We start from the raw sequence: 18798 nt of genomic DNA, 5'->3' as shown, positions 1-18798 counted from the left end.
TGGGCCTTTGTCGTCCCGTCGGGTGGGGGCTTGGGGTGGCGCCTCGTGATCACCGTGCTCTTCGCCGGGCAGGCTGCGGCGCTCCTGACGCCGTCGGCCGTCACCACGTGCAGAAGCCACGCCGCTGGCGTACGCGATCCGCACCTCGCTCGTCGACTCAGGTCGTGCTCGTGCAGTCTGGTAGACAAGCCGGATGCAGCGACTGGGCGGGGCCGACGAGATCGTGCACACCCGCAACGCCACGTTTCAGCAGTGGCGCGCGCTGCTCGCCAACCGCACGAAGCGCCACCGCCAGCAGTCCTTCCTGGTGCAGGGCGTCCGCCCGCTGACGATCGCGTTCGAGCGCGCGTGGCCGATGCGGATGCTGCTCGGACCCCTCGATCGCGACGTCAGTGACTGGGCGGCCGACGCCTGGAGCCAGAGCACGGCTCCGAAGGTCCTGATGCCGGGGGAGCTGCTCGACGAGCTGGGGGAGAAGGCCGACGTCACCGAGCTGGTCGGTGTCGCGCAGATGCCCGCCGACGACCCGGCGCGACTGCTGGCCGATGGCGGTCCGATCGTGGTGATCGACCGGCCGACCCAGCCGCGCAACCTCGGCATGCTGGCCCGCTCGATCGACGCCTTCGGGGGAGCGGGACTCGTCGTGACCGGGTACGCCGCCGATCCCTACGACCCGCAGGCCGTGCGGGCCTCGACCGGCTCGCTCCTGGCGGTCCCGGTGCTGCGGGCCGACGGGCCGGAGCAGGTGCAGGAGTGGTTCGAACCGGGCGCGTGGCAGTACGTCGGCACCGACGAGACCGGTGAGCGGGAGCTGCGCGAGCTCGACCTCGTCCGACCGACCGTGCTCGTCCTCGGCAACGAGACCCGAGGCATGTCGTCGGCCTGGTGGGAGGCGTGCGACACGACCGTCGCGCTGCCGATCGTGGGCAGCGCGAGCTCGCTCAACGTCGCCGTGACCGGCTCGATCGTGCTGCACGAGGCGCTGCGCCAGCGGATCGACGCCGGAGTCGTCCCGGTCTAGACGTGTGGCTGGCCCGTCGAGGCGCTGGTGCCGCCGTCGACGGTGACGATGCTGCCGGTCATGTACCGCGCGTCGTCGCTCGCGAGGAACAGCACCGGCCCGACGACGTCCTCGGGCTCGCCCGGCCGGCCGAGCGCGATGCGGTTCACGAACGGGGCGAGGTTCTCCTCGTCGTCGGCCATCGCGGCGGTCATCTCGGTCAGGGTGAAGGCGGGCGCGACGAGGTTGAGGCGGACCCCGCGGTCGCCGTAGTCGAGCGCGAGGGAGCGCACGAGTCCGTTGATGGCGTGCTTGGACGCGTTGTAGGCGGCCTGACCCCAGTCGCCGGCCGCGCCGGACACCGACGAGATCGCCACCAGGTTGCCCCCGGACTCCTCGAGCTGGGGGAGCGCGGCCTGGGCGAGATGGAACAGGCCGTCGACGTTGGTCGAGAACACCGTGTGCCAGTCGCCCGCGTCGAGGTCCTCGAGCTCGCCGCCCCGGTAGGCCGCGGCATTGCTGACCACGACGTCGAGCCGGCCGAACCGGTCGACGACCCCGTCGATCAGCCGGGCCACGGCGCCCGCGTCCGACACGTCCGCCGACACCGCCCACGTGTGCTCGGGGCCGTAGCCGACGACCGTCGCCTCCAGCGGCTCCAGGCGACGTCCGGTCACCACGACGCGGGCGCCGTTGTCGAGGAACCCACGTGCGATCGCTCGGCCGATGCCCGATCCGGCGCCGGTGACGAGGACGACCTTGTCATCGAGTGCGTAGCGGTTGGCGGTCCTGCGCGAGTCAGCCATGGGTTCATTGCAGCACGCAACCGGTTGCCGGGGGTGCGCAACGAGGTTCAGTCCTGCTCGAGCTCCTGCTGCTCGTCGACGCGCTTCTTGATGCGTCCCATGCCGGGCAGCTTCGCGAGCATCAGGTTCAGCTCTCGCGTGACGTCCAGCATGTCGTGGATGTCCGGGGCCACGGTCTTGAGGTTCGCGAGCATGGGCAGGATGTCGCTCTCGAGCCGCTCGACGAGCTGCGGCAGGTGGTCGACCAGGCCGACCAGCGCGTCGACCTCCTGCGGGTCAGTCGTCTCGGCGAGCCGGTCGATCACGGGGTGCAGTCGCTCCAACGTCGGCACGAAGGTGTCGAGAAGCCGCTCGGCTCGCTGGAGCGTCGGCTCGACGCTGGCGACCGTGCCGGCGGTGCGGACGATCACGGCGTTGGCGGAGTCGACCGTCTCGTTCGTCCGGGCGACCACCTCGTCGGCCGCCTGGCGGGTCGCGTCGATCTCCTCGATCAGCACGGCAGCGCGCGCCACGAGCTGCTCCGCAGCGGTGAGCAGCGCCAGGCCACGGGGCACGGCCGACACCACGGCCTCGGCAAGTGCAGGGCCACGGGCCGCCAGTGCCATGACGTCGCGGGGGTCGGGGATCGGGAGACGCATCCCGCCAACGTATCCGGGCTCCCACCGCGCTACCCGTTGACAGGAGCATGCGGACTAAGGTGGTCGCACCCGGGGAGGTAGCTCAGCCGGTCAGAGCAGGGGACTCATAATCCCTGGGTCGCGGGTTCGAGCCCCGCCCTCCCTACCGTGCGAGTCGTCAGGCCGTCAGCGCGTTGATGGCCGAGTCGAGCTTCGTCTGGTCGACGACCTCGCCGTCGACGACCACGGTCGGCGTGCCGTTCACGCCGGCTTCCTGAGCGGCGTCGGCGGCGTCCTCGACGTAGTCGTCGTAGACGCCGTCCGTGACGCAGGAGTCGATGCCGGTGACCCCGACGGTGGCCGCCAGGTCGACGAGCTCGTCGTTCTCCGGGCCAGCGGTGCCCTCTGCGGGCTGGTTCTCGAACAGTGCCTCGTAGTAGTCGAGGTAGGCCGTGCTCCCGCCCTCGGCGTAGACGCAGGCCGCGGCATTGGCCGAACGGCTGGAGTACTCGTTGCGGCTGGCCCGGTCGAGGAAGGAGAACTGGTGCAGCACCAGGTTGATCTTCCCCGCGTCAGCAGCCTCGCGCAGGGAGTCCAGGTACGCCTCGGCGAACCGCTGACAGATCGGGCACTGGAAGTCGCTGTAGACCTCCACGACGGGGGCGCCCGGAGCCGCCGCTTCGGGGTACGCCACACCCGCGGCCGGGTCGAGCTCGGTGCGATCGGTCGACGAGCCGGTGTCCGGCGCCGCTGACGACGAGTCACGGCTCGGTGAGTCGGAGCCGGACGAGTCGTCACCGCACGCGGTCAGGCCGAGGGCGAGGACGGCGAGCAGCACACCGCTCGTGAGCGTGCGGGTCGGGCTGAGGAGGGTCCGCGTCATGTGCACATCCTGCCTGCTCGCCGCGCACGGTCTGCTGCAGGTCCGCGTCGGTTGCGTCCGCAGGCCCGACAGTTGGCAGGTTTCCGAAGGTCGGGCAGAATGGTGGCTGTTGGCAGTGCAGCACGTCACCGCTCGAGGACGCTGGGGAAGGCGACCACTCGAGTTCCGGAGGTGCGACATGAGCATGGCCGACAGCACTGCTGTGCGTTCAGCGCGAGGCGTGGTGTTCATCCACTCCGCGCCGTCTGCGCTGTGCCCGCACGTCGAGTGGGCCGTCACCGGCGTGCTCGGAGGCAAGCCCGACCTGGCCTGGCAGGGCCAGCCCGCCGAGCCCGGAAGCTACCGGGCCGAGCTGTCCTGGGCCGGACCGGTCGGCTCGGCCGCCGCGATCGCGAGCGCGCTGCGCGGCTGGGACCTCCTGCGTTTCGAGGTCACCGAGGACGCCTCAGCGGCCGCCGAGGGCGCCCGGTACTCCTACACCCCGGAGCTGGGCATCTTCCACGCCGTGGTGGGCGTGCACGGCGACATCGTCATTCCCGAGGACCGGATCAAAGCCGTGCGAGAGCGCGCCTCCCGTGGCGACGTGGCGCTCGACGAGGCCCTCGACGCCCTGCTCGGCGTGCGCTGGGATGCCGAGCTCGAGCCGTTCCGCCACGCCGGCGACGGCGCTCCCGTGCGCTGGCTGCACCAGGTCGTGTGAGCCTCAGCCGATCGTGACCGCGACGGACGGAGTGGCCTCGCCCGTCTCGACGTGGATCAGGCGCCACTCGCGGGTGCCCGTGCGCGAGGTGTAGACCTCCGCCGAGAATCCTCCGTCGGTGCCCGTCGTGAGCGTGACGGGGAAGTCGTCCCAGTCGCTGTCGGGGTCCTTGACCTGCACCCGCAGCTGTGCGCCCGGCCCGACGGCCGGGATGGCGCCGGTCAACGTGAAGCGGGTGCCGGGCGAGACCGTCGTGGACGACGCTGCGAGGCTCGGCTCCGGAACTGCCGGATCGGAGGTCTCGGCGGTGGGGCTCGGTGTCGGTGTCGGCGTGGACCCGGTCTCCTCGCCGGCGTCGGCGGTGGGCGAGGCCGAGATGGGCGGCAGCTCGGTGTCGCCCAGGCCGGTCGAGGCCAGCAGGGTCGAGGCACCGAATCCCAGCGCCACGCCCACCAGACCACCGATGACGATCATGGTGAGTGCCGTCGTGATGGCGCCCGCGGTGAAGCGGCTGCGGTCCAGCGGGACGTCGTGCTCGGTCGTCTCGGCGGGGGAGTCGCCGGCCGGAGAGGTGCTCAGCACGACCGGACCGGCATCGGGGCTCTGGGCCCAGGTGGGAGGTGTCGCGCCGTCGTGGTGAGCCACGGCGCGCACGGCGTCCTCGACGGTGCGCATCGAGTCGACGGCCTGGTCGGACAGGTACAGACCGTGGCGACGGCCGAGCTCATCAGCCAGCTCGACCGCCAGCAGCGAGTCAATGCCGAGCTCCTTGAGCCGGCTCGTGGGCTGGATCTGGGCCACGTCGCTGCCCGTGAGCTGGGCGACGAGGTCGGCCACGCTCGCTCTGACCTCCCCGTCGGACTGCATGCGGGTCAGTCTAACGGCGTCTCTTCCCACCCCACGCGTAACGTCGGTGCAACGCGGCCCCTCTACAGTGGCGCGGGTGACCAGCCCGGAGCTCCAGTACGTCGTCGTCCACGGGTACCGTCGGGCCTACCGGAAGGTCGGGAGCGGCCCGGCGCTCCTGCTGATCCACGGCATGGCGTGCGACTCCTCGACCTGGGACCGGGTCATCGGCCCGCTCGCGGAGCAGTTCACGGTCATCGCGCCGGATCTGCTGGGGCACGGGGACTCCGACAAGCCCGACGGCGACTACTCGATCGGCGGGTACGCCAACGGCATGCGCGACCTGCTCACGGTGCTGGGCATCGACAAGGTCACGATCGTGGGGCACAGCTTCGGCGGGGGCGTGGCGATGCAGTTCGCCTACCAGTTCCCCGAGCGCACCGAGCGGGTCGTGCTGGTCTCGAGCGGCGGCCTCGGGCCCGAGGTCACCCTCCTGATCCGCATGCTGACGCTCCCCGGTGCGCCCCTCGTGCTGGCGGCGGCCACGGCGCGCGCCTGGCGGCCCTTCGTGGCCGCCGGACTGCGCGGGCTGGCCTCCACCGGTCTGGGCGCGACGCGCGACCTCGGTGAGGTGGCGCGGATCTACGAGTCCTTCGCCGAGCCGCGGTCGCGCGCGGCCGTGCGGCGCCTGACGAGCCACGTGCTCGACTGGCGCGGTCAGTACGTCACGATGACCGACCGGACGTACCTGGCCCAGCTGATGCCGGTGCTGGTCGTGTGGGGACGCGACGACCGGGTCATCCCGGCGTCGCACGCGGTCAACGCCTCGCACGCCTCACTGACGGACGTGCGGGTGCTCGACGACTCCGGACACTTCCCGCACAAGGACCATCCCCAGCGCTTCGTGGAGCTGCTCACGGAGTTCGTGGCCGCCAACCCGCCCGCTGCGTATCACCGGGGGCGCTGGCGCGCGATGCTCCGCCGCGGCGATCAGGCCCTGCTGGAGACCGTGTCGGACCCGTCCTCGCCGGCCGTGGTCTGAGACGTCGCGGCCTCGTGGGGCCGGACGTCGGGGATGTCGACGTCCGGGTGCCCCGCCGCGGCTCTGGCCTTCTGTCGTGTGGTGTTGCCGGTGGCCCACGCGCCGGCCCACACCGCGATGACACCGATCAGCAGTCCCGCGACGTCGTCGGAGACGTAGTGCCAGCCGAAGTAGATCGTGGCCAGGAGGGTGCCGACGAAGTAGATCCAGGCCGTCAGGCGCAGCAACGGGTGGATCTTGGTCATCTCGAAGAACAGGCACGCGGTGAACACGACGGAGACGTGCAGCGACGCGAACCCGGCGATGCCGTAGATGCTGCCGCTCCGGTCGTTCTCGATCACGTCTCGGCCGGCGCGGAACAGGGATCGCTGCAGCTCTGAGGCGGGCGTGCCGTCGAGGACCTCGAAGCGGGTCGGGAACGCGAAGGCGGGTCCGACGGTGGGCAGGATGTAGTAGCTGATCGTGCCGAGGATCCAGTTGAGGCTCAGGGCCGTGGCGTACCAGGCGCCGATCGAGACGTCGCGGTTCAGCACCAGGTAGGCGCCGAGCGTGATGGGGATCAGCATCAGGTAGCTGACGTAGATCACGGCGATGATCTGCGCGACGACGCCGGTGCCGAGCAGGCTGTGCAGGAGGTCGGACGGGTAGTTGCCGAAGAACAGCCAGTGGTCGAGCGTGTCGAGCTCACGGTCGAACGACGGTGGCCGGAGGTCGGGCAGGTAGCCCTTCAGGTTCCGGTAGCTCACGTACGACGTGTAGAAGGCCAGCAGGCCGGCCGCGATGTAGCCGAAGCGGGCCCACGTCCAATCGGTGCGGATGACCTCCCGGACGCCCCAGACCACGCGCTTGAAGCCGTACCTGATGATGGCCTGCGGGATGATGCCCGCGGCGAAGAACAGCATCGCGAGCAGTGGCAGCCGCACGTACGCCGGTCCGAGGAATCCCTCGGGGTCGCGCATCGGGATGTCGAGCCGGATCGAGAAGGCGACCGCGATGACCGCGAAACCCAATGCCACGATGCCGATGAACGTGTACGGATTGCGGCGCAGCATGGCCGCCATCTTAATCCGATCCGACTGAGAGGCCTCTCAGCCGCCCTGACCGCGGCGACGACGCCGGGCCGGTCAGGGCGACTGAGTCAGGCGTCGCCGCCCTCCTGGGCGACGCCGGCCACCGCGGTGGGGTCGTCGATGCGGAAGCGCTCGGCGGCCTCGCGGACGACGGAGGCGTCGATCTTGCCGGCTCGGTAGAGACCCGTCAGCGTGGCCACGACGATCGACTCGGCGTCGATCTGGAAGTAGCGGCGCGCGGCCGCGCGGGTGTCGGCGAAGCCGAATCCGTCGGCGCCCAGGGCGATCCACGGACCGGGCACCCAGCGGGCGATCTGGTCGGGGACGGCCCGCATGTAGTCGCTCACGGCGACCGTGACGTCGACCTCGTCACTCAGGGCGCGCGTGACGTACGGGACGGCCTGCTCGGCCTCGGGCCTGGCGAGGTTCGCGCGCTCGGCCTGGGCGGCGTCACGGGCGAGCTCGTTCCAGGACGTGACCGACCAGACGTCGGTCTTGACGTCGAACTCGTCGGCGAGCATCTGCTGGGCCTGGACGGCCCACGGCACGGCGACGCCCGACGCGAGGATGCGCGTGGCCGCCGGGCCGCCCTCGGCCGGCTTGAACTTGTAGGCGCCCTGGAGGAGGCCGTCGACGTCGAGGTCCTCGGGCTCGGCCGCCTGGACGGCCGGCTCATTGTAGACCGTCAGGTAGTACAGGACGTCCTCGCCGTGCGGATGCTCCTCGGTGCTGCCGTACATCCGTCCGAGGCCGGCCTGCACGACGTGGGCGATCTCGTAGGCGAACGCCGGGTCGTAGTGCACGACGGCCGGGTTGGTCTGCGCGATCAGCGGCGAGTGGCCGTCGGCGTGCTGCAGACCCTCGCCGGTCAACGTGGTGCGACCCGCGGTGGCGCCGATCAGGAAGCCACGTGACAGCTGGTCGGCCATCGCCCAGATCGAGTCGGCGGTGCGCTGGAAGCCGAACATCGAGTAGAAGAGGTAGACCGGGATCATCGGCTCGCCGTGCGAGGCGTACGCCGTGCCGGCCGCCGTGGCCGACGCGACCGCACCGGCCTCGCTGATGCCCTCGTGGAGCAGCTGCCCCTCGCTCGACTCCTTGTAGGCCAGCAGCAGCTTGCGGTCGACCGACTCGTACGTCTGGCCGTGCGGACTGTAGATTTTCGCCGACGGGAACATCGAGTCCATGCCGAACGTGCGGTACTCGTCAGGCGCGATCGGCACGATGCGCTTGCCGATCTCCTGGTCCTTCATGAGGTCGCGCAGGAGGCGGACGAAGGCCATCGTCGTGGCGATCTGCTGCTTGCCCGAGCCCTTCTTGAGCTCGGCGTAGGCGTCGTCGCCCGGCAGCGTGAGGGGCTTGGCGGGGACGGTGCGCTTCGGCATGGATCCGCCGAGCGACTCGCGACGAGCCAGCATGTACTGGATCTCCTCGCTGTCGGCGCCCGGGTGGTAGAAGGGTGCGAGGTCGCCGTCGTCGATCTGGGCGTCGGTGATCGGGATGTTGAGCCGGTCGCGGAAGCCCTTGAGGTCGTCCTTGGTGAGCTTCTTCATCTGGTGGGTCGCGTTGCGGCCCTTGAAGGAGTCGAGCAGCCAGCCCTTGATCGTGTGCGCGAGGATCACGGTCGGCTGACCGCGGTGCTTCGTGGCGGCGTCGAACGCGGCGTAGACCTTGCGGTAGTCGTGGCCGCCTCGGGGCAGGCGCTCGATCTGCTCGTCGGAGAGGTGCTCGACCATCTGCTGCAGGCGCGGGTCGGGTCCGAAGAAGTTCTGCCGGTTGTAGTCGCCGGTCTCGACCGAGAGCGTCTGGAACTGGCCGTCGGGCGTGCGGTTCATCTGGTTCACCAGGACGCCGTCGGTGTCGCGGGCGAGCAGGTCGTCCCACTCGCGGCCCCACACGACCTTGATGACGTTCCAGCCGGCTCCGCGGAAGTACGCCTCGAGCTCCTGGATGATCTTGCCGTTGCCGCGCACCGGCCCGTCGAGCTGCTGCAGGTTGCAGTTGATGACCCACGTGAGGTTGTCGAGCTCCTCGCGCGCAGCGACGCTGATCGCGCCGAGCGACTCGGGCTCGCCCATCTCGCCGTCGCCGAGGAACGTCCACACGCGCTGCTGGCTGGTGTCCTTGATGCCGCGGTGCTGCAGGTAGCGGTTGAACCGCGCCTGGTAGATCGAGTTGATGCCGCCCAGGCCCATCGAGACCGTGGGGAACTCCCAGTAGTCGGGCATCAGACGGGGATGGGGGTACGACGACAGGCCCTCGCCCTCGCCGTGCGACTTCTCCTGACGGAACCGGTCCATCTGGTCCTCGGTCAGGCGGCCCTCGAGGTAGGAGCGCGCGTAGATGCCGGGCGCGGCGTGGCCCTGGAAGTAGATGTGGTCGCCACCACCGGGGTGGTCCTTGCCGCGGAAGAAGTGGTTGAAGCCGACCTCGTAGAGGCTCGCGGCGCTCTGGTAGCTCGCGATGTGACCGCCGACCCCGAGCCCCGGCCGGTTGGCACGCGAGACCATGACGGCGGCGTTCCAGCGGATGAAGGCGCGGATGCGACGCTCGATCGCCTCGTTGCCGGGGAACCACGGCTCGCGCTCGGGCGGGATCGTGTTGATGAAGTCGGTGCTGCGCAGGGCCGGCACGCCGACCTGTCGCTCGCGCGCCCGCTCGAGCAGGCGGAGCATGACGTACCGGGCCCGGTCGCGTCCGCGCTCGTCGACCATGGCATCCAGGGAGGCCACCCAGTCGGAGGTTTCGTCCGGGTCGATGTCGGGCAGCTGGGTGGGTAGTCCCTCGTGGATGACGGGACGACGATCGTTCGCGCCGGGTTGCGGCATGGGTGACTCCCTACGAGATGTCTTGTGGACCCTCCCATCCTTCCACGCGAGGTTCGCTAGGGTGAGACCGGGAACCTTCGGTTTTCCTTACTTTTCAGTAGGTTTTCGTGTCCCGCTGGGAACGCGGCAGCATTGCTGCGAGGCTGGTGGGCAACACAGTGGGTCAACGAGAGGAAGAGTGTGGACGCGGCGAAGTTGGGGTTCGAGCCCGACACCGTCATCCAGGAGCTCGGTTGGGATGACGACGTCGACGACGCGGTGCGCGCGGCTGTCGAGACCCTGACCGGTAGCGAGCTGGTGGACGGTGAGGTCGGCCTGGTGGTCGACGGAGTGATCCTGTGGTGGCGCGACGGCGACGGTGATCTGGCCGACGCGCTGATGGACGCGCTCCAGGACCTGGCCGAGGGTGGCTCGATCTGGTTGCTCACGCCCAAGGTGGGTCGTCCCGGGTACGTCTCGGGAGCCGACATCGGTGAGGCCGCTCCGGTGGCGGGTCTGTCGACCACCACCACGTCGTCGGCCACCGAGGACTGGGCCGCCACGAAGCTCTCCACGCACAAGCGTTGACCCGAGGGTGGTGGAGGCGCATCCGGGCGGTGCGCCTCTAGGCTCGGGCCATGACGATCGAGATCGGCCAGCAGGCCCCTGACTTCACTCTCAAGAACCAGCACGGCGAGGACATCTCGCTCGCGGCGCTGCGCGGCCGCACGGTCGTGCTGGTCTTCTACCCGTTCGCGTTCACCGGCGTCTGCACCGGCGAGCTCTGCGAGCTGCGCGACAATCTCGCTGACCTGACCTCCGACGGGGCCGAGGTCCTGGCCGTTTCGTGCGACTCCCGCTTCGCGCTGCGGGTCTTCGCCGACCAGGAGGGCTACGACTTCTCCTTGCTCAGCGACTTCTGGCCGCACGGCGAGGTTGCCCGCGCGTACGGCGTGTTCCACGAGGGTGCGGGCGCGGCCGTCCGGGGCACGTTCGTGATCGACGGCGAGGGTGTCGTGCGCTGGAAGGTCGAGAACGCGATCCCCGACGCTCGCTCGCTCGACGACTACAAGGCGGCTCTGGCGGCCATCTGAGCCTGCCGTGGCAGTCCTGCCGTGGTCGTTTCGGCCGCGAAATCTGCATTTCGATGCGGATTGATCCCCCTATGCGCCACGATGGGACTCGCACGGCCGCCAGGGACCCGAGACCCTGGCGGCCGTGTCTTTCTGCCCGGCATCGCAGTCTTCTGGCGTGACGGTGGGGTAGGGTGCGGTCCGTTCCAGGGCGAATAGCTCAGCTGGTTAGAGCACTCGGCTTACACCCGAGATGTCGGGGGTTCGAGTCCCTCTTCGCCCACTCCCACGCGAAGCGTCTCCTGGGCGACGAGGGGCGAGAACCCCCGCAGGGTGGGGGTCCCCCCAGCCCGGAGCGAAGCGGAGGGCGAGGGGGAGTCGAGTCCCGCGTTGTTGATGAGCAGAGCGCCCACATCTCACGCTTAGCGTCTCAGCGACGACGCACGACGAGCAGGGCGATGTCGTCCTCGACGAACTTGTCCCCGACGGTGCTGGCGATGAGTCGGCTGCATGCCTCCTCCGGGTCGTCGTGGGCAGAGAGCAGGTGACGGACGACGTCGATCTGCGCGTCGACGGAGTGAGGCTTGCCGTCGTCGGTCGCGCGTCGCTCGACCAGTCCGTCGGTGTAGAGGCACAGCGAGGAACCGGTGGGAAGGGGCAGGCGGAAGCTGCGCCGCTCGAACTCCGACACCCCGAGCAGCGGGTCGTGGGCCAGCTCGATCGTGGACGTCTCCTGGTCGGGCAGGGCCAGCAGCGGCGGCCAGTGTCCCGCAGAGCTGAGTGTGACCGCGTCGAACGTCGGGGTCACGACGCCGTAGACCACCGTCGCGAAGACCGAGTTCTCGAAGTGGCGGATCGCGCGGTCGAGCCGCTCCAGGACCACCGCCGGGTCGGTGCGCTCGATCGCGTAGGCGCGTAGCGCGCTGCGCAGGCGACCCATCACGACGGCGGCGGGCAGCCCGTGACCCACGACGTCGCCCATCACCAGGCCGACGCCGCCGTCGGGCAGGGCGAACACGTCGTACCAGTCGCCCCCGAGGTCGCCCTCGGCCGGCACGTAGCGGGCGGCGGTCTCGAGCTCGCCGATGCGGCGCGGTGTCGTGGGCAGCAGGCCACGCTGCAGCTCGAGCGCCGGGTCGTGGGAGCGCGCGGCCTCGGCGGTCGCGAGCGCGGCCGCGACGCGCTCGGCGACGCCGACGAGCACCGCGACATCAGCGCCGTTGAACTCGCGGGCGACCGCGAAGCCCACGTGCAGCACCCCGACGAGCCGGCCGTGAGCCATGACCGGGACGCCGAGCACCGAGCGGATGCCGGCTGTTCGCAACAGGGGGTTGATGACGGACTCACGGGTGACGTCGACGCTCAAGGGTTGGCGGGACAGCGCGATGCGCCCGGCGAATCCCTGACCGAACGGGATGCGGGACGCCGCGCGGATGGTCTGGCCGAGGCCGATCGAGGCATAGGGCTCGAGCACCGTGGCTGGCTCGTTGGAGGTCAGCAGTGAGGCCGACCGGGAGCCCAGCTGCTCACGCGCCTCCTCCAGGAGTGCCACGATCGCGGGATCGCCACCGGGCTTCGTCCTGACCCGATGTCCGCGGGGCGCGGCGGCCGGCGCAACGGCGCTGATGGAGTTCACGACGGGCCAGTACCCCTCCGCGGGGTCTCGACACCTGTCGATGCAGATGTGTATCCAAAGGGCCGTTCGGTGTACGGTCTCGGGCGTGACCACGAAGCGGCGGGAGGCGACCCGGGAACGGCTCGTGGAGGCTGCCCGCGAGCTGTTGGCGGAGATCGGCATCCAGGGCGCCACGGTCGAGTCCATCTGCGAGCGTGCGGGGTTCACCCGCGGTGCGTTCTACTCGAACTACGCGTCCAAGGACGAGCTGATCCTCGACATCTTCGGCCGCGAGAAGGTCCAGATGATCGCGCTCATGCAGTCGGCGGTCGACTCCGAGATGGGCGGTGACGTCGACGGCGTCCCCGCGGCCCTGCGGGCGGTCGATCGCTTCCTGGCGGCGTATCCACGCGACCGCCGGAGCTTCCTCGTCCAGCTGGAGTTCGTGACGCACGGCATCCGTGAGCGAGCCGTCGCCGAGGTGTACCGCGAGGTCTGGATCGAGACGCGTTCCGACATCCAGCGCGTGCTCGAGCGCGGCGTCGAGCTGCTCGGCGGGGAGCTGCTGGTCACGTCGGAGCAGGCGGTGACCCTGCTGATCGGGGCCTACGAGATGGCGATGCGCGACGCCCTGCTGGAGTCCGACTCCGACGAGGCCGACCTCACGCACCTCGAGGGCCTCGTCGCGGCCCTGTTCTCCGCGTTGGTCGCCACCGACTGAGCCGAGGGTCCCGGCCCGGACGTGGTGGACGGGCTCGAGCCCGTGTCGGACGTCGCTGACACGATGACCGCATGACGACGACCACCGATGACGCCCTGGCGGCCCTGCGCCGCCTCACTGCGCGCGACGACGCCGTCTTCCACGAGGGGCAGCTCGAGGCCATCACGGCACTGGTCGACGACCACCGCCGTGCGCTCGTCGTGCAGCGCACGGGCTGGGGCAAGTCGGCGGTGTACTTCATCGCCACGGCGCTGCTGCGAGCCCGCGGCACCGGGCCCACGCTCCTGGTCTCACCGCTCATCGCCTTGATGCGCGACCAGGTGGCCGCTGCCGAGCGGGCCGGCGTGCGGGCGGTCTCGATCAGCTCGGCCAACGCTCACGAGTGGGACGACGTCCGGGCCCGTCTTGCGGCCGACGACGTCGACGTCCTGCTGGTCTCGCCCGAGCGGCTCACCAACCCTCGCTTCCGGGAGGAGCAGCTGCCGGAGCTGCGCCGGCGCACGGGTCTGCTCGTGGTCGACGAGGCGCACTGCGTCTCCGACTGGGGGCACGACTTCCGTCCCGACTACCGGCGCCTGGCCGATCTGGTCGCGTCGATGCCGGAGGGCGTCCCGGTGCTGGCCACCACCGCCACGGCCAACGCGCGGGTCGTCGAGGACGTCGCGGAGCAGCTGGGCCACGACGTCCTGACGCTGCGCGGCTCGCTGGCCCGCACGAGCCTGCGGCTCGGCTGTCTCACGCTCGGCTCGTCGCGCGAGCGCCTGGGCTGGCTCGTCTCCCACCTGGGCGAGCTGCGCGGCAGCGGCATCATCTACACGCTCACGGTCGCGGCGGCCGAGGACACCGCGCGGCTGCTCAACGAGGCGGGCCACGGTGTCGCGGCCTACACCGGGCGCACTGATCCCGACGAGCGCGCCCGCCTCGAACAGGCGCTCAAGGACGACGAGGTCAAGGCGCTCGTCGCCACGAGTGCGCTCGGCATGGGGTTCGACAAGCCCAATCTGGGGTTCGTGGTCCACCTCGGTGCGCCCTCGTCACCCGTCGCGTACTACCAGCAGGTGGGTCGCGCGGGTCGAGCCACCGAGACCGCCGACGTCCTCCTGCTCCCGGGGCGCGAGGACACCGAGATCTGGCACTACTTCGCCACCGCGTCGATGCCCACGCCCGCCAAGGTCGACCAGGTGCTCGGGGTCCTCGGTCCGGAGCCGATGTCGGTGCCGGCCATCGAGTCGCGGGTCGACCTGCGCCGCACGGGGCTCGAGCTGCTGCTGAAGGTGCTCGACGTCGATGGTGCGGTGCGCCGGGTGCAGGGTGGCTGGGTGTCCACGGGCGAGCCGTGGGTCTACGACGAGGAGCGGTACGAGCGCATCGCCCAGGCCCGTCGCGACGAGCAGCAGGCCATGCTCGAGTACCAGCGCGCCACGACGTGCCGCATGGCGCTGCTCCAGCAGCATCTCGACGACCCGTCCGCGGCGCCGTGCGGTCGCTGCGACGTCTGCACCGATCCCTGGTATCCCACGGCCACGGACGGTGAGGCCGTCGAGCGGGCCACCCGGTCGCTCGACCGGGTCGGAGTGCCGATCGAGCCGCGCGCCCAGTGGCCCGCCGGGGTCAAGCGGCTCGGCGTCGACGCCAGCGGCAAGATCCCGGTCGACGAGCGGCCGGAGACCGGCCGCGTCGTGGCCCGCCTCACCGACCTCGGCTGGGGCACAGCACTGCGCGAGGTCTTCGACGCCGGTGCTGCCGACGGCCCCGTCAGCGAGGCGTTGCTCACGGCGAGCACGCGCGCGCTGCGCGACTGGCCCTGGGCGCAGCGGCCCGTCGCGATCGTCGCGGCCCCGTCGGTGAAGCGGCCGCTCCTGGTCGAGTCGGTCGCGCAGGGCCTGTCCGACCTCGGCCGGCTTCCGCTGCTGCCGGCACTGGAGATCACTCCTGGCGCCCCTGACGAGACCGCCAGCGGCAACAGCGCGTTCCGGCTCGCCGCGGTCTGGGGCCGGTTCGTGGTGAGCGACTCGTTGCGGGACGCCCTCGCGTCCACCTCCGGCCCGATCCTGCTCGTCGACGACCTCGTCGACAGCCGGTGGACCCTGGCCGTCGCCTCGCGCACGCTGAGACTGGCCGGAGCCGATGCCGTCCTGCCCTTCGCGCTCGCGTCGGTCGGCTGAGCCCGGCGGCTAGGCTCACGGCATGCCTGCTGGCCCGAAGTCGACCCTGCGAGACGTCGTCGCCGTGCTCGACGAGCTCTACGACCCCCGCACGGCGGAGCCGTGGGACGCCGTCGGCACGATCCTGGGTGATCTCGACGCCGAGGTGGGCCGCGTGCTCCTGGCCGTGGACCCGGTGCAGGCCGTCGCCGACGAGGCCGTCGCGCTCGACGTCGACCTCGTCGTGACGCATCACCCCCTGTGGTTGTCCGGCGTCACCGCGCTGCCGGCGTCCGATCCGAAGGGCCGCGTCGCGCTCACGCTCCTGTCGAACGGCATCGCCCTGCACACCTGCCACACGAACGCCGACATCCCGCCGCGCGGCGTCTCGGCCGCGATGGCCGATGCGCTCGGTCTGGTCGAGTCGCGTCCCCTGCAGCCCGCCACCGATCCCGGGCCGGACCTGTGGACGGTCTTCGTGCCCCGGGACGACGCCGACGCGGTCCTCGCGGCGATGCACGCCGCGGGTGCCGGCCATCACGACGGCTACGACCAGGTGGCCTTCCGCTGGCCGGGCACGGGCCAGTTCCGACCGCTGGCGGGAGCCGACCCGGCCATCGGACGCATCGGCGAGCTCGAGCACGTCGAGGAGGTGGCCCTGCGGCTCGTGGCCGCCCCCGGCGTCCGGGAGCAGGTCCGCGCCGCGATGGCGGCCGCCCACCCGTACGAGGTCGTCGCGTACGACGTCGTGGTGGGGCAGCCGGTCCCGAGCGATCGAGGCACGGGCCGCATCGGCCGGCTTCCCGAGCCGATGCCGCTCGCGGCCTTCGCCCAGCACGTCCGGGAGGCGCTGCCGGCCCACGGCGGCGCCACACGACTGGCAGGTGACCCGGACCGGCTCGTCGAGACCGTCGGCCTGTGCGGAGGGTCCGGTGACTTCCTGCTCGGGGTCGCCACGGCCGCAGGCGCCGACGTCTACGTCACCTCCGACCTCAAGCACCACGTCGTGAGCGAGCACCTGGAGCGCTCCGACGCGTGCGCCGTGATCGACGTCCCGCACTGGGCTGCGGAGTGGACCTGGCTCCCGGTCGCGGCCGCTGCGCTGACCGAACGGCTCGGCGCTACCGTGGTGCCGCAGGTGTCGACGCTCGTCACCGATCCCTGGACCGTCTCGCTCGTCCACCCGCACTCCTCCAGCACTGACCACCCTCTCGATCACCGGAGCCCACGCTGAAAGCCGCACCGCACGTCCAGCTCGTCCTGCTCGACCTCGCCGCCGTCGACGCCCAGCTCGCCCAGCTGGCGCACCGCCGAGGTGCGCTGCCGGAGCTGGCGGTCCTGGCCGAGGTCACGGCCGCCGAGGCCCAGCTCGACGACCGCAGGATCGAGCTCGACACGCTCGTCGGTGACCTGCGCCGCGAGCTGCGCCAGGCCGAGGCCGAGGTGGAGCAGGTGCGGACCCGCCGGGAGCGCGACGAGCAGCGGCTCAACTCCGGCGCCATCACGAACCCCAAGGACCTCACCAACCTCGAGCACGAGATGCAGGCGCTCCAGCGACGCATCGGCACGCTGGAGGACGCCGAGCTCGAGGTCATGGACCAGGTCGAGACCCAGCAGGCAGCGCTCGACGAGGTGCTCGCCGAGCTCGAGACCACCCGGGCCAAGGTGGCTGACGTGACCGCAGCGCGCGACGCCGCGTTCGCCGAGCTCGACGGTCAGAGCGGCGAGCTCACGGCCGAGCGCGCCCGGCTCGCCGGCGACCTGCCGGACGATCTCGTGGCCCTGTACGAGAAGGTGCGCGCCCAGTACGGCTCCGGCGCGGCGGCACTGCGGGCCCGCGGCTGCGAGGGGTGCCGGCTCGAGCTCAACGGCTCCGACCTGCGGGTCATCGCGGCCACGGCCGACGACGAGGTCGTCCGCTGTCCCGAGTGCAGCCGGATCCTGGTGCGGACGGCCGAGTCCGGACTGTGACCCGGTTCGTCCTCGAGGCCGACGGCGGCTCTCGGGGCAATCCAGGCCCCGCCGCGTACGGGGCGCTCGTGCGCGACGGCGCCACGGGCGCCGTGATCGCCTCCTGCGGGGCCACGATCGGCCAGGCCACCAACAACGTCGCGGAGTACCGCGGGCTGATCGGGGCGCTCGAGCTCGCCCGCGAGCACGCGCCGGGGGAGGCCGTCGAGGTGCGGATGGACTCCAAGCTCGTGATCGAGCAGATGGCGGGTCGCTGGCGCATCAAGGACCCCGGTCTGCGCGAGCTCGCGGACCGCGCTGCGGCCCTCGTGCCCGAGCAGGTCACCTGGACCTGGGTCCCGCGCGCGCAGAACGCGGCGGCTGACGCGCTGGCCAACGAGGCGCTCGACGAACAGCTCCGCACGGGCCGTCCGGCCGTGGTGGGCGTCGTCACCGGTGCGGTCGACGACGAGCTTCCCTCCCCGCACGACGTCGCCGAGGCGAGTCACGCCGCACCGTCGACCAGCATCGGCGCAGGGTGGCGGGGCCGGCTCGACAGCGATCCCACGGTCCTGGTGCTGCTGCGCCACGGCGTCACGGCGAGCACCGTGCGCCGGCTGTTCTGCGGCAGTGGGGGCTCCGATCCGGAGCTCGTCGAGGAGGGACGCGAGCAGGCCTCGCGGGCTGCCGCCTGGATCGCCCGCCACCACCAGGTCGATGCCGTCGTCGCGTCGCCGCTGCGGCGCACGCAGGAGACGGCCGGCTTCGTCGCCCGCCGGTTCGGACTCGACGTGACCCTCGAGCCCGGGGTGGCGGAGACCGCGTTCGGCGCATGGGACGGGCAGACCTTCGCCGAGATCATGGAGCAGTGGCCCGAGGAGATGTCGGCGTGGCTCGGCTCGACGGCGGTCGCCCCGCCCGGGGGCGAGACCTTCGACGCGGTCGACGAACGCGTGTCCCGGGCGCGGGAGCGGCTCGTCACGGAGTACGCCGGCAAGACCGTCGTGGTGGTCAGTCACGTCACGCCGATCAAGATGATGGTCCGGGAGGCGCTCGGGGCGCCGATGTCGGCGATTCACACCCTCGAGCTCGCACCTGCCAGCATCAGCACGATCGTGTGGTGGCCCGACGCCCTGCCCTCGGTGCGCAACTTCTCCCTCGTCCCGGAGTGACCCATCACCGGCGAAGCCGGTCAGCTGAGTGGTCGAGTTCGGCGCGAGGAACGAGCGACGAGTATCGAGACCATGCCATCACCGGCGAAGCCGGTCAGCTGAGTGGTCGAGTTCGGCGCGAGGAACGAGCGACGAGTATCGAGACCATGCCATCACCGGCGAAGCCGGTCGGCCAGGTGGTCGAGTTCGGCGCGAGGCGTTGCCCTGAGTGCCGTGCGAGGAACGAGCGCGATGTATCGAAGGGAACGAGCGACGAGTATCGAGACCATGCCAGCGTGACCGTGGGCGGTCGGACCGGTCGGTACCACCGGGTACCGGAGTCTGACCGGGTCTCGATACGCCGCTCGCAGAG

At 71.1% G+C, this 18798-nt stretch carries 18 protein-coding genes and 2 tRNA genes; 12 read left to right on the top strand and 8 right to left on the bottom strand.

The window, feature by feature from the left end; genetic code table 11:
* The first annotated feature begins 193 nt into the window (after nt 1–193).
* Nucleotides 194–1021, top strand: coding sequence for a TrmH family RNA methyltransferase (locus KAG51_RS05080; RefSeq protein ID WP_290581308.1), 828 nt, complete (start codon nt 194–196; stop codon nt 1019–1021).
* On the opposite strand, the gene KAG51_RS05075 is transcribed toward KAG51_RS05080, so the two are convergent.
* Together KAG51_RS05075 and KAG51_RS05070 are read right to left on the bottom strand one after the other, a co-directional pair.
* Nucleotides 1018–1806 (bottom strand): SDR family oxidoreductase, encoded by a 789-nt coding sequence (locus KAG51_RS05075; RefSeq protein ID WP_290581306.1) that lies wholly within the window; start codon nt 1804–1806, stop codon nt 1018–1020. The two genes, KAG51_RS05080 and KAG51_RS05075, sit on opposite strands and share 4 nt — an antisense overlap.
* 47 nt (nt 1807–1853) lie before the next feature.
* Nucleotides 1854–2444: a hypothetical protein gene (locus tag KAG51_RS05070; protein WP_290581304.1), complete on the bottom strand. Its 591-nt coding sequence runs from the start codon at nt 2442–2444 to the stop codon at nt 1854–1856.
* A 71-nt stretch (nt 2445–2515) separates the two neighbouring features.
* Between KAG51_RS05070 and KAG51_RS05065 the strand changes: the two genes are divergently transcribed.
* Nucleotides 2516–2589, top strand: a tRNA-Met gene (locus tag KAG51_RS05065).
* A gap of 12 nt (nt 2590–2601) precedes the next feature.
* Here KAG51_RS05065 and KAG51_RS05060 read toward each other — a convergent pair.
* On the bottom strand, nt 2602–3306 hold the full coding sequence (locus KAG51_RS05060; protein ID WP_290581302.1) for a DsbA family protein: 705 nt from the start codon (nt 3304–3306) through the stop codon (nt 2602–2604).
* Between the two features lie 184 nt (nt 3307–3490).
* On the opposite strand from KAG51_RS05060, the gene KAG51_RS05055 reads away from it, so the two are divergent.
* Nucleotides 3491–4006, top strand: a complete 516-nt coding sequence (locus tag KAG51_RS05055; RefSeq protein ID WP_290581310.1) for a DUF3145 domain-containing protein — start codon at nt 3491–3493, stop codon at nt 4004–4006.
* A 3-nt stretch (nt 4007–4009) separates the two neighbouring features.
* Here KAG51_RS05055 and KAG51_RS05050 read toward each other — a convergent pair whose 3' ends face one another.
* A complete protein-coding gene (locus KAG51_RS05050) occupies nt 4010–4873 on the bottom strand; it encodes an acyl carrier protein (RefSeq protein WP_290581300.1) in 864 nt (287 codons plus the stop codon).
* Nucleotides 4874–4949: 76 nt separating this feature from the next.
* On the opposite strand from KAG51_RS05050, the gene KAG51_RS05045 reads away from it, so the two are divergent.
* Entirely contained in the window at nt 4950–5894 is a 945-nt protein-coding gene (locus KAG51_RS05045) for an alpha/beta fold hydrolase (RefSeq protein ID WP_290581298.1), read from the top strand.
* On the opposite strand, the gene KAG51_RS05040 is transcribed toward KAG51_RS05045, so the two are convergent.
* On the bottom strand, nt 5843–6946 hold the full coding sequence (locus KAG51_RS05040) for a phosphatase PAP2 family protein (RefSeq protein ID WP_290581296.1): 1104 nt from the start codon (nt 6944–6946) through the stop codon (nt 5843–5845). The genes KAG51_RS05045 and KAG51_RS05040 overlap by 52 nt on opposite strands.
* A gap of 86 nt (nt 6947–7032) precedes the next feature.
* Nucleotides 7033–9792: a pyruvate dehydrogenase (acetyl-transferring), homodimeric type gene (aceE, locus tag KAG51_RS05035; protein WP_290581294.1), complete on the bottom strand. Its 2760-nt coding sequence runs from the start codon at nt 9790–9792 to the stop codon at nt 7033–7035.
* Nucleotides 9793–9972: 180 nt separating this feature from the next.
* On the opposite strand from aceE, the gene KAG51_RS05030 reads away from it, so the two are divergent.
* The 3 genes from KAG51_RS05030 to KAG51_RS05020 all read left to right on the top strand — a co-directional run bounded on the left by KAG51_RS05030 (nt 9973) and on the right by KAG51_RS05020 (nt 11127).
* Entirely contained in the window at nt 9973–10359 is a 387-nt protein-coding gene (locus tag KAG51_RS05030; RefSeq protein ID WP_290581292.1) for a DUF3052 domain-containing protein, read from the top strand.
* A gap of 50 nt (nt 10360–10409) precedes the next feature.
* Nucleotides 10410–10865: a peroxiredoxin gene (locus tag KAG51_RS05025; RefSeq protein ID WP_290581290.1), complete on the top strand. Its 456-nt coding sequence runs from the start codon at nt 10410–10412 to the stop codon at nt 10863–10865.
* Nucleotides 10866–11053: 188 nt separating this feature from the next.
* Nucleotides 11054–11127: transfer RNA gene (locus tag KAG51_RS05020), tRNA-Val, on the top strand.
* Nucleotides 11128–11274: 147 nt separating this feature from the next.
* Here KAG51_RS05020 and KAG51_RS05015 read toward each other — a convergent pair.
* Nucleotides 11275–12480 (bottom strand): GAF domain-containing SpoIIE family protein phosphatase, encoded by a 1206-nt coding sequence (locus tag KAG51_RS05015; protein WP_290581288.1) that lies wholly within the window; start codon nt 12478–12480, stop codon nt 11275–11277.
* Nucleotides 12481–12565: 85 nt separating this feature from the next.
* On the opposite strand from KAG51_RS05015, the gene KAG51_RS14020 reads away from it, so the two are divergent.
* The 3 genes from KAG51_RS14020 (at nt 12566) to KAG51_RS05000 (ending at nt 16558) form a co-directional block, all read left to right on the top strand.
* Nucleotides 12566–13180 carry a TetR/AcrR family transcriptional regulator gene (locus KAG51_RS14020; RefSeq protein ID WP_363316143.1) on the top strand — a complete coding sequence of 205 codons (615 nt, stop codon included), beginning with the start codon at nt 12566–12568 and terminating at the stop codon, nt 13178–13180.
* 71 nt (nt 13181–13251) lie between these two features.
* Nucleotides 13252–15345: a RecQ family ATP-dependent DNA helicase gene (locus KAG51_RS05005; RefSeq protein WP_290581286.1), complete on the top strand. Its 2094-nt coding sequence runs from the start codon at nt 13252–13254 to the stop codon at nt 15343–15345.
* A 22-nt stretch (nt 15346–15367) separates the two neighbouring features.
* A complete protein-coding gene (locus tag KAG51_RS05000; RefSeq protein WP_290581284.1) occupies nt 15368–16558 on the top strand; it encodes a Nif3-like dinuclear metal center hexameric protein in 1191 nt (396 codons plus the stop codon).
* Here the strand turns inward: KAG51_RS05000 and KAG51_RS04995 are convergent.
* Nucleotides 16540–16860: a hypothetical protein gene (locus KAG51_RS04995; RefSeq protein WP_290581282.1), complete on the bottom strand. Its 321-nt coding sequence runs from the start codon at nt 16858–16860 to the stop codon at nt 16540–16542. The two genes, KAG51_RS05000 and KAG51_RS04995, sit on opposite strands and share 19 nt — an antisense overlap.
* A 3-nt stretch (nt 16861–16863) precedes the next feature.
* Here KAG51_RS04995 and KAG51_RS04990 point away from each other — a divergent pair, with 3 nt between their 5' ends.
* Both KAG51_RS04990 and KAG51_RS04985 read left to right on the top strand, forming a co-directional pair.
* Nucleotides 16864–17295 (top strand): C4-type zinc ribbon domain-containing protein, encoded by a 432-nt coding sequence (locus tag KAG51_RS04990; RefSeq protein WP_290581280.1) that lies wholly within the window; start codon nt 16864–16866, stop codon nt 17293–17295.
* Nucleotides 17292–18446 (top strand): bifunctional RNase H/acid phosphatase, encoded by a 1155-nt coding sequence (locus KAG51_RS04985; RefSeq protein WP_290581278.1) that lies wholly within the window; start codon nt 17292–17294, stop codon nt 18444–18446. The genes KAG51_RS04990 and KAG51_RS04985 overlap by 4 nt, the downstream gene beginning before the upstream one ends.
* Nucleotides 18447–18798 lie beyond the last annotated feature (352 nt).

This window comes from Aeromicrobium sp., from assembly GCF_023146395.1.
In the GTDB taxonomy this organism is placed as follows: Bacteria; Actinomycetota; Actinomycetes; order Propionibacteriales; family Nocardioidaceae; genus Aeromicrobium.
This window is presented reverse-complemented; position numbering and strand designations above follow the sequence as displayed.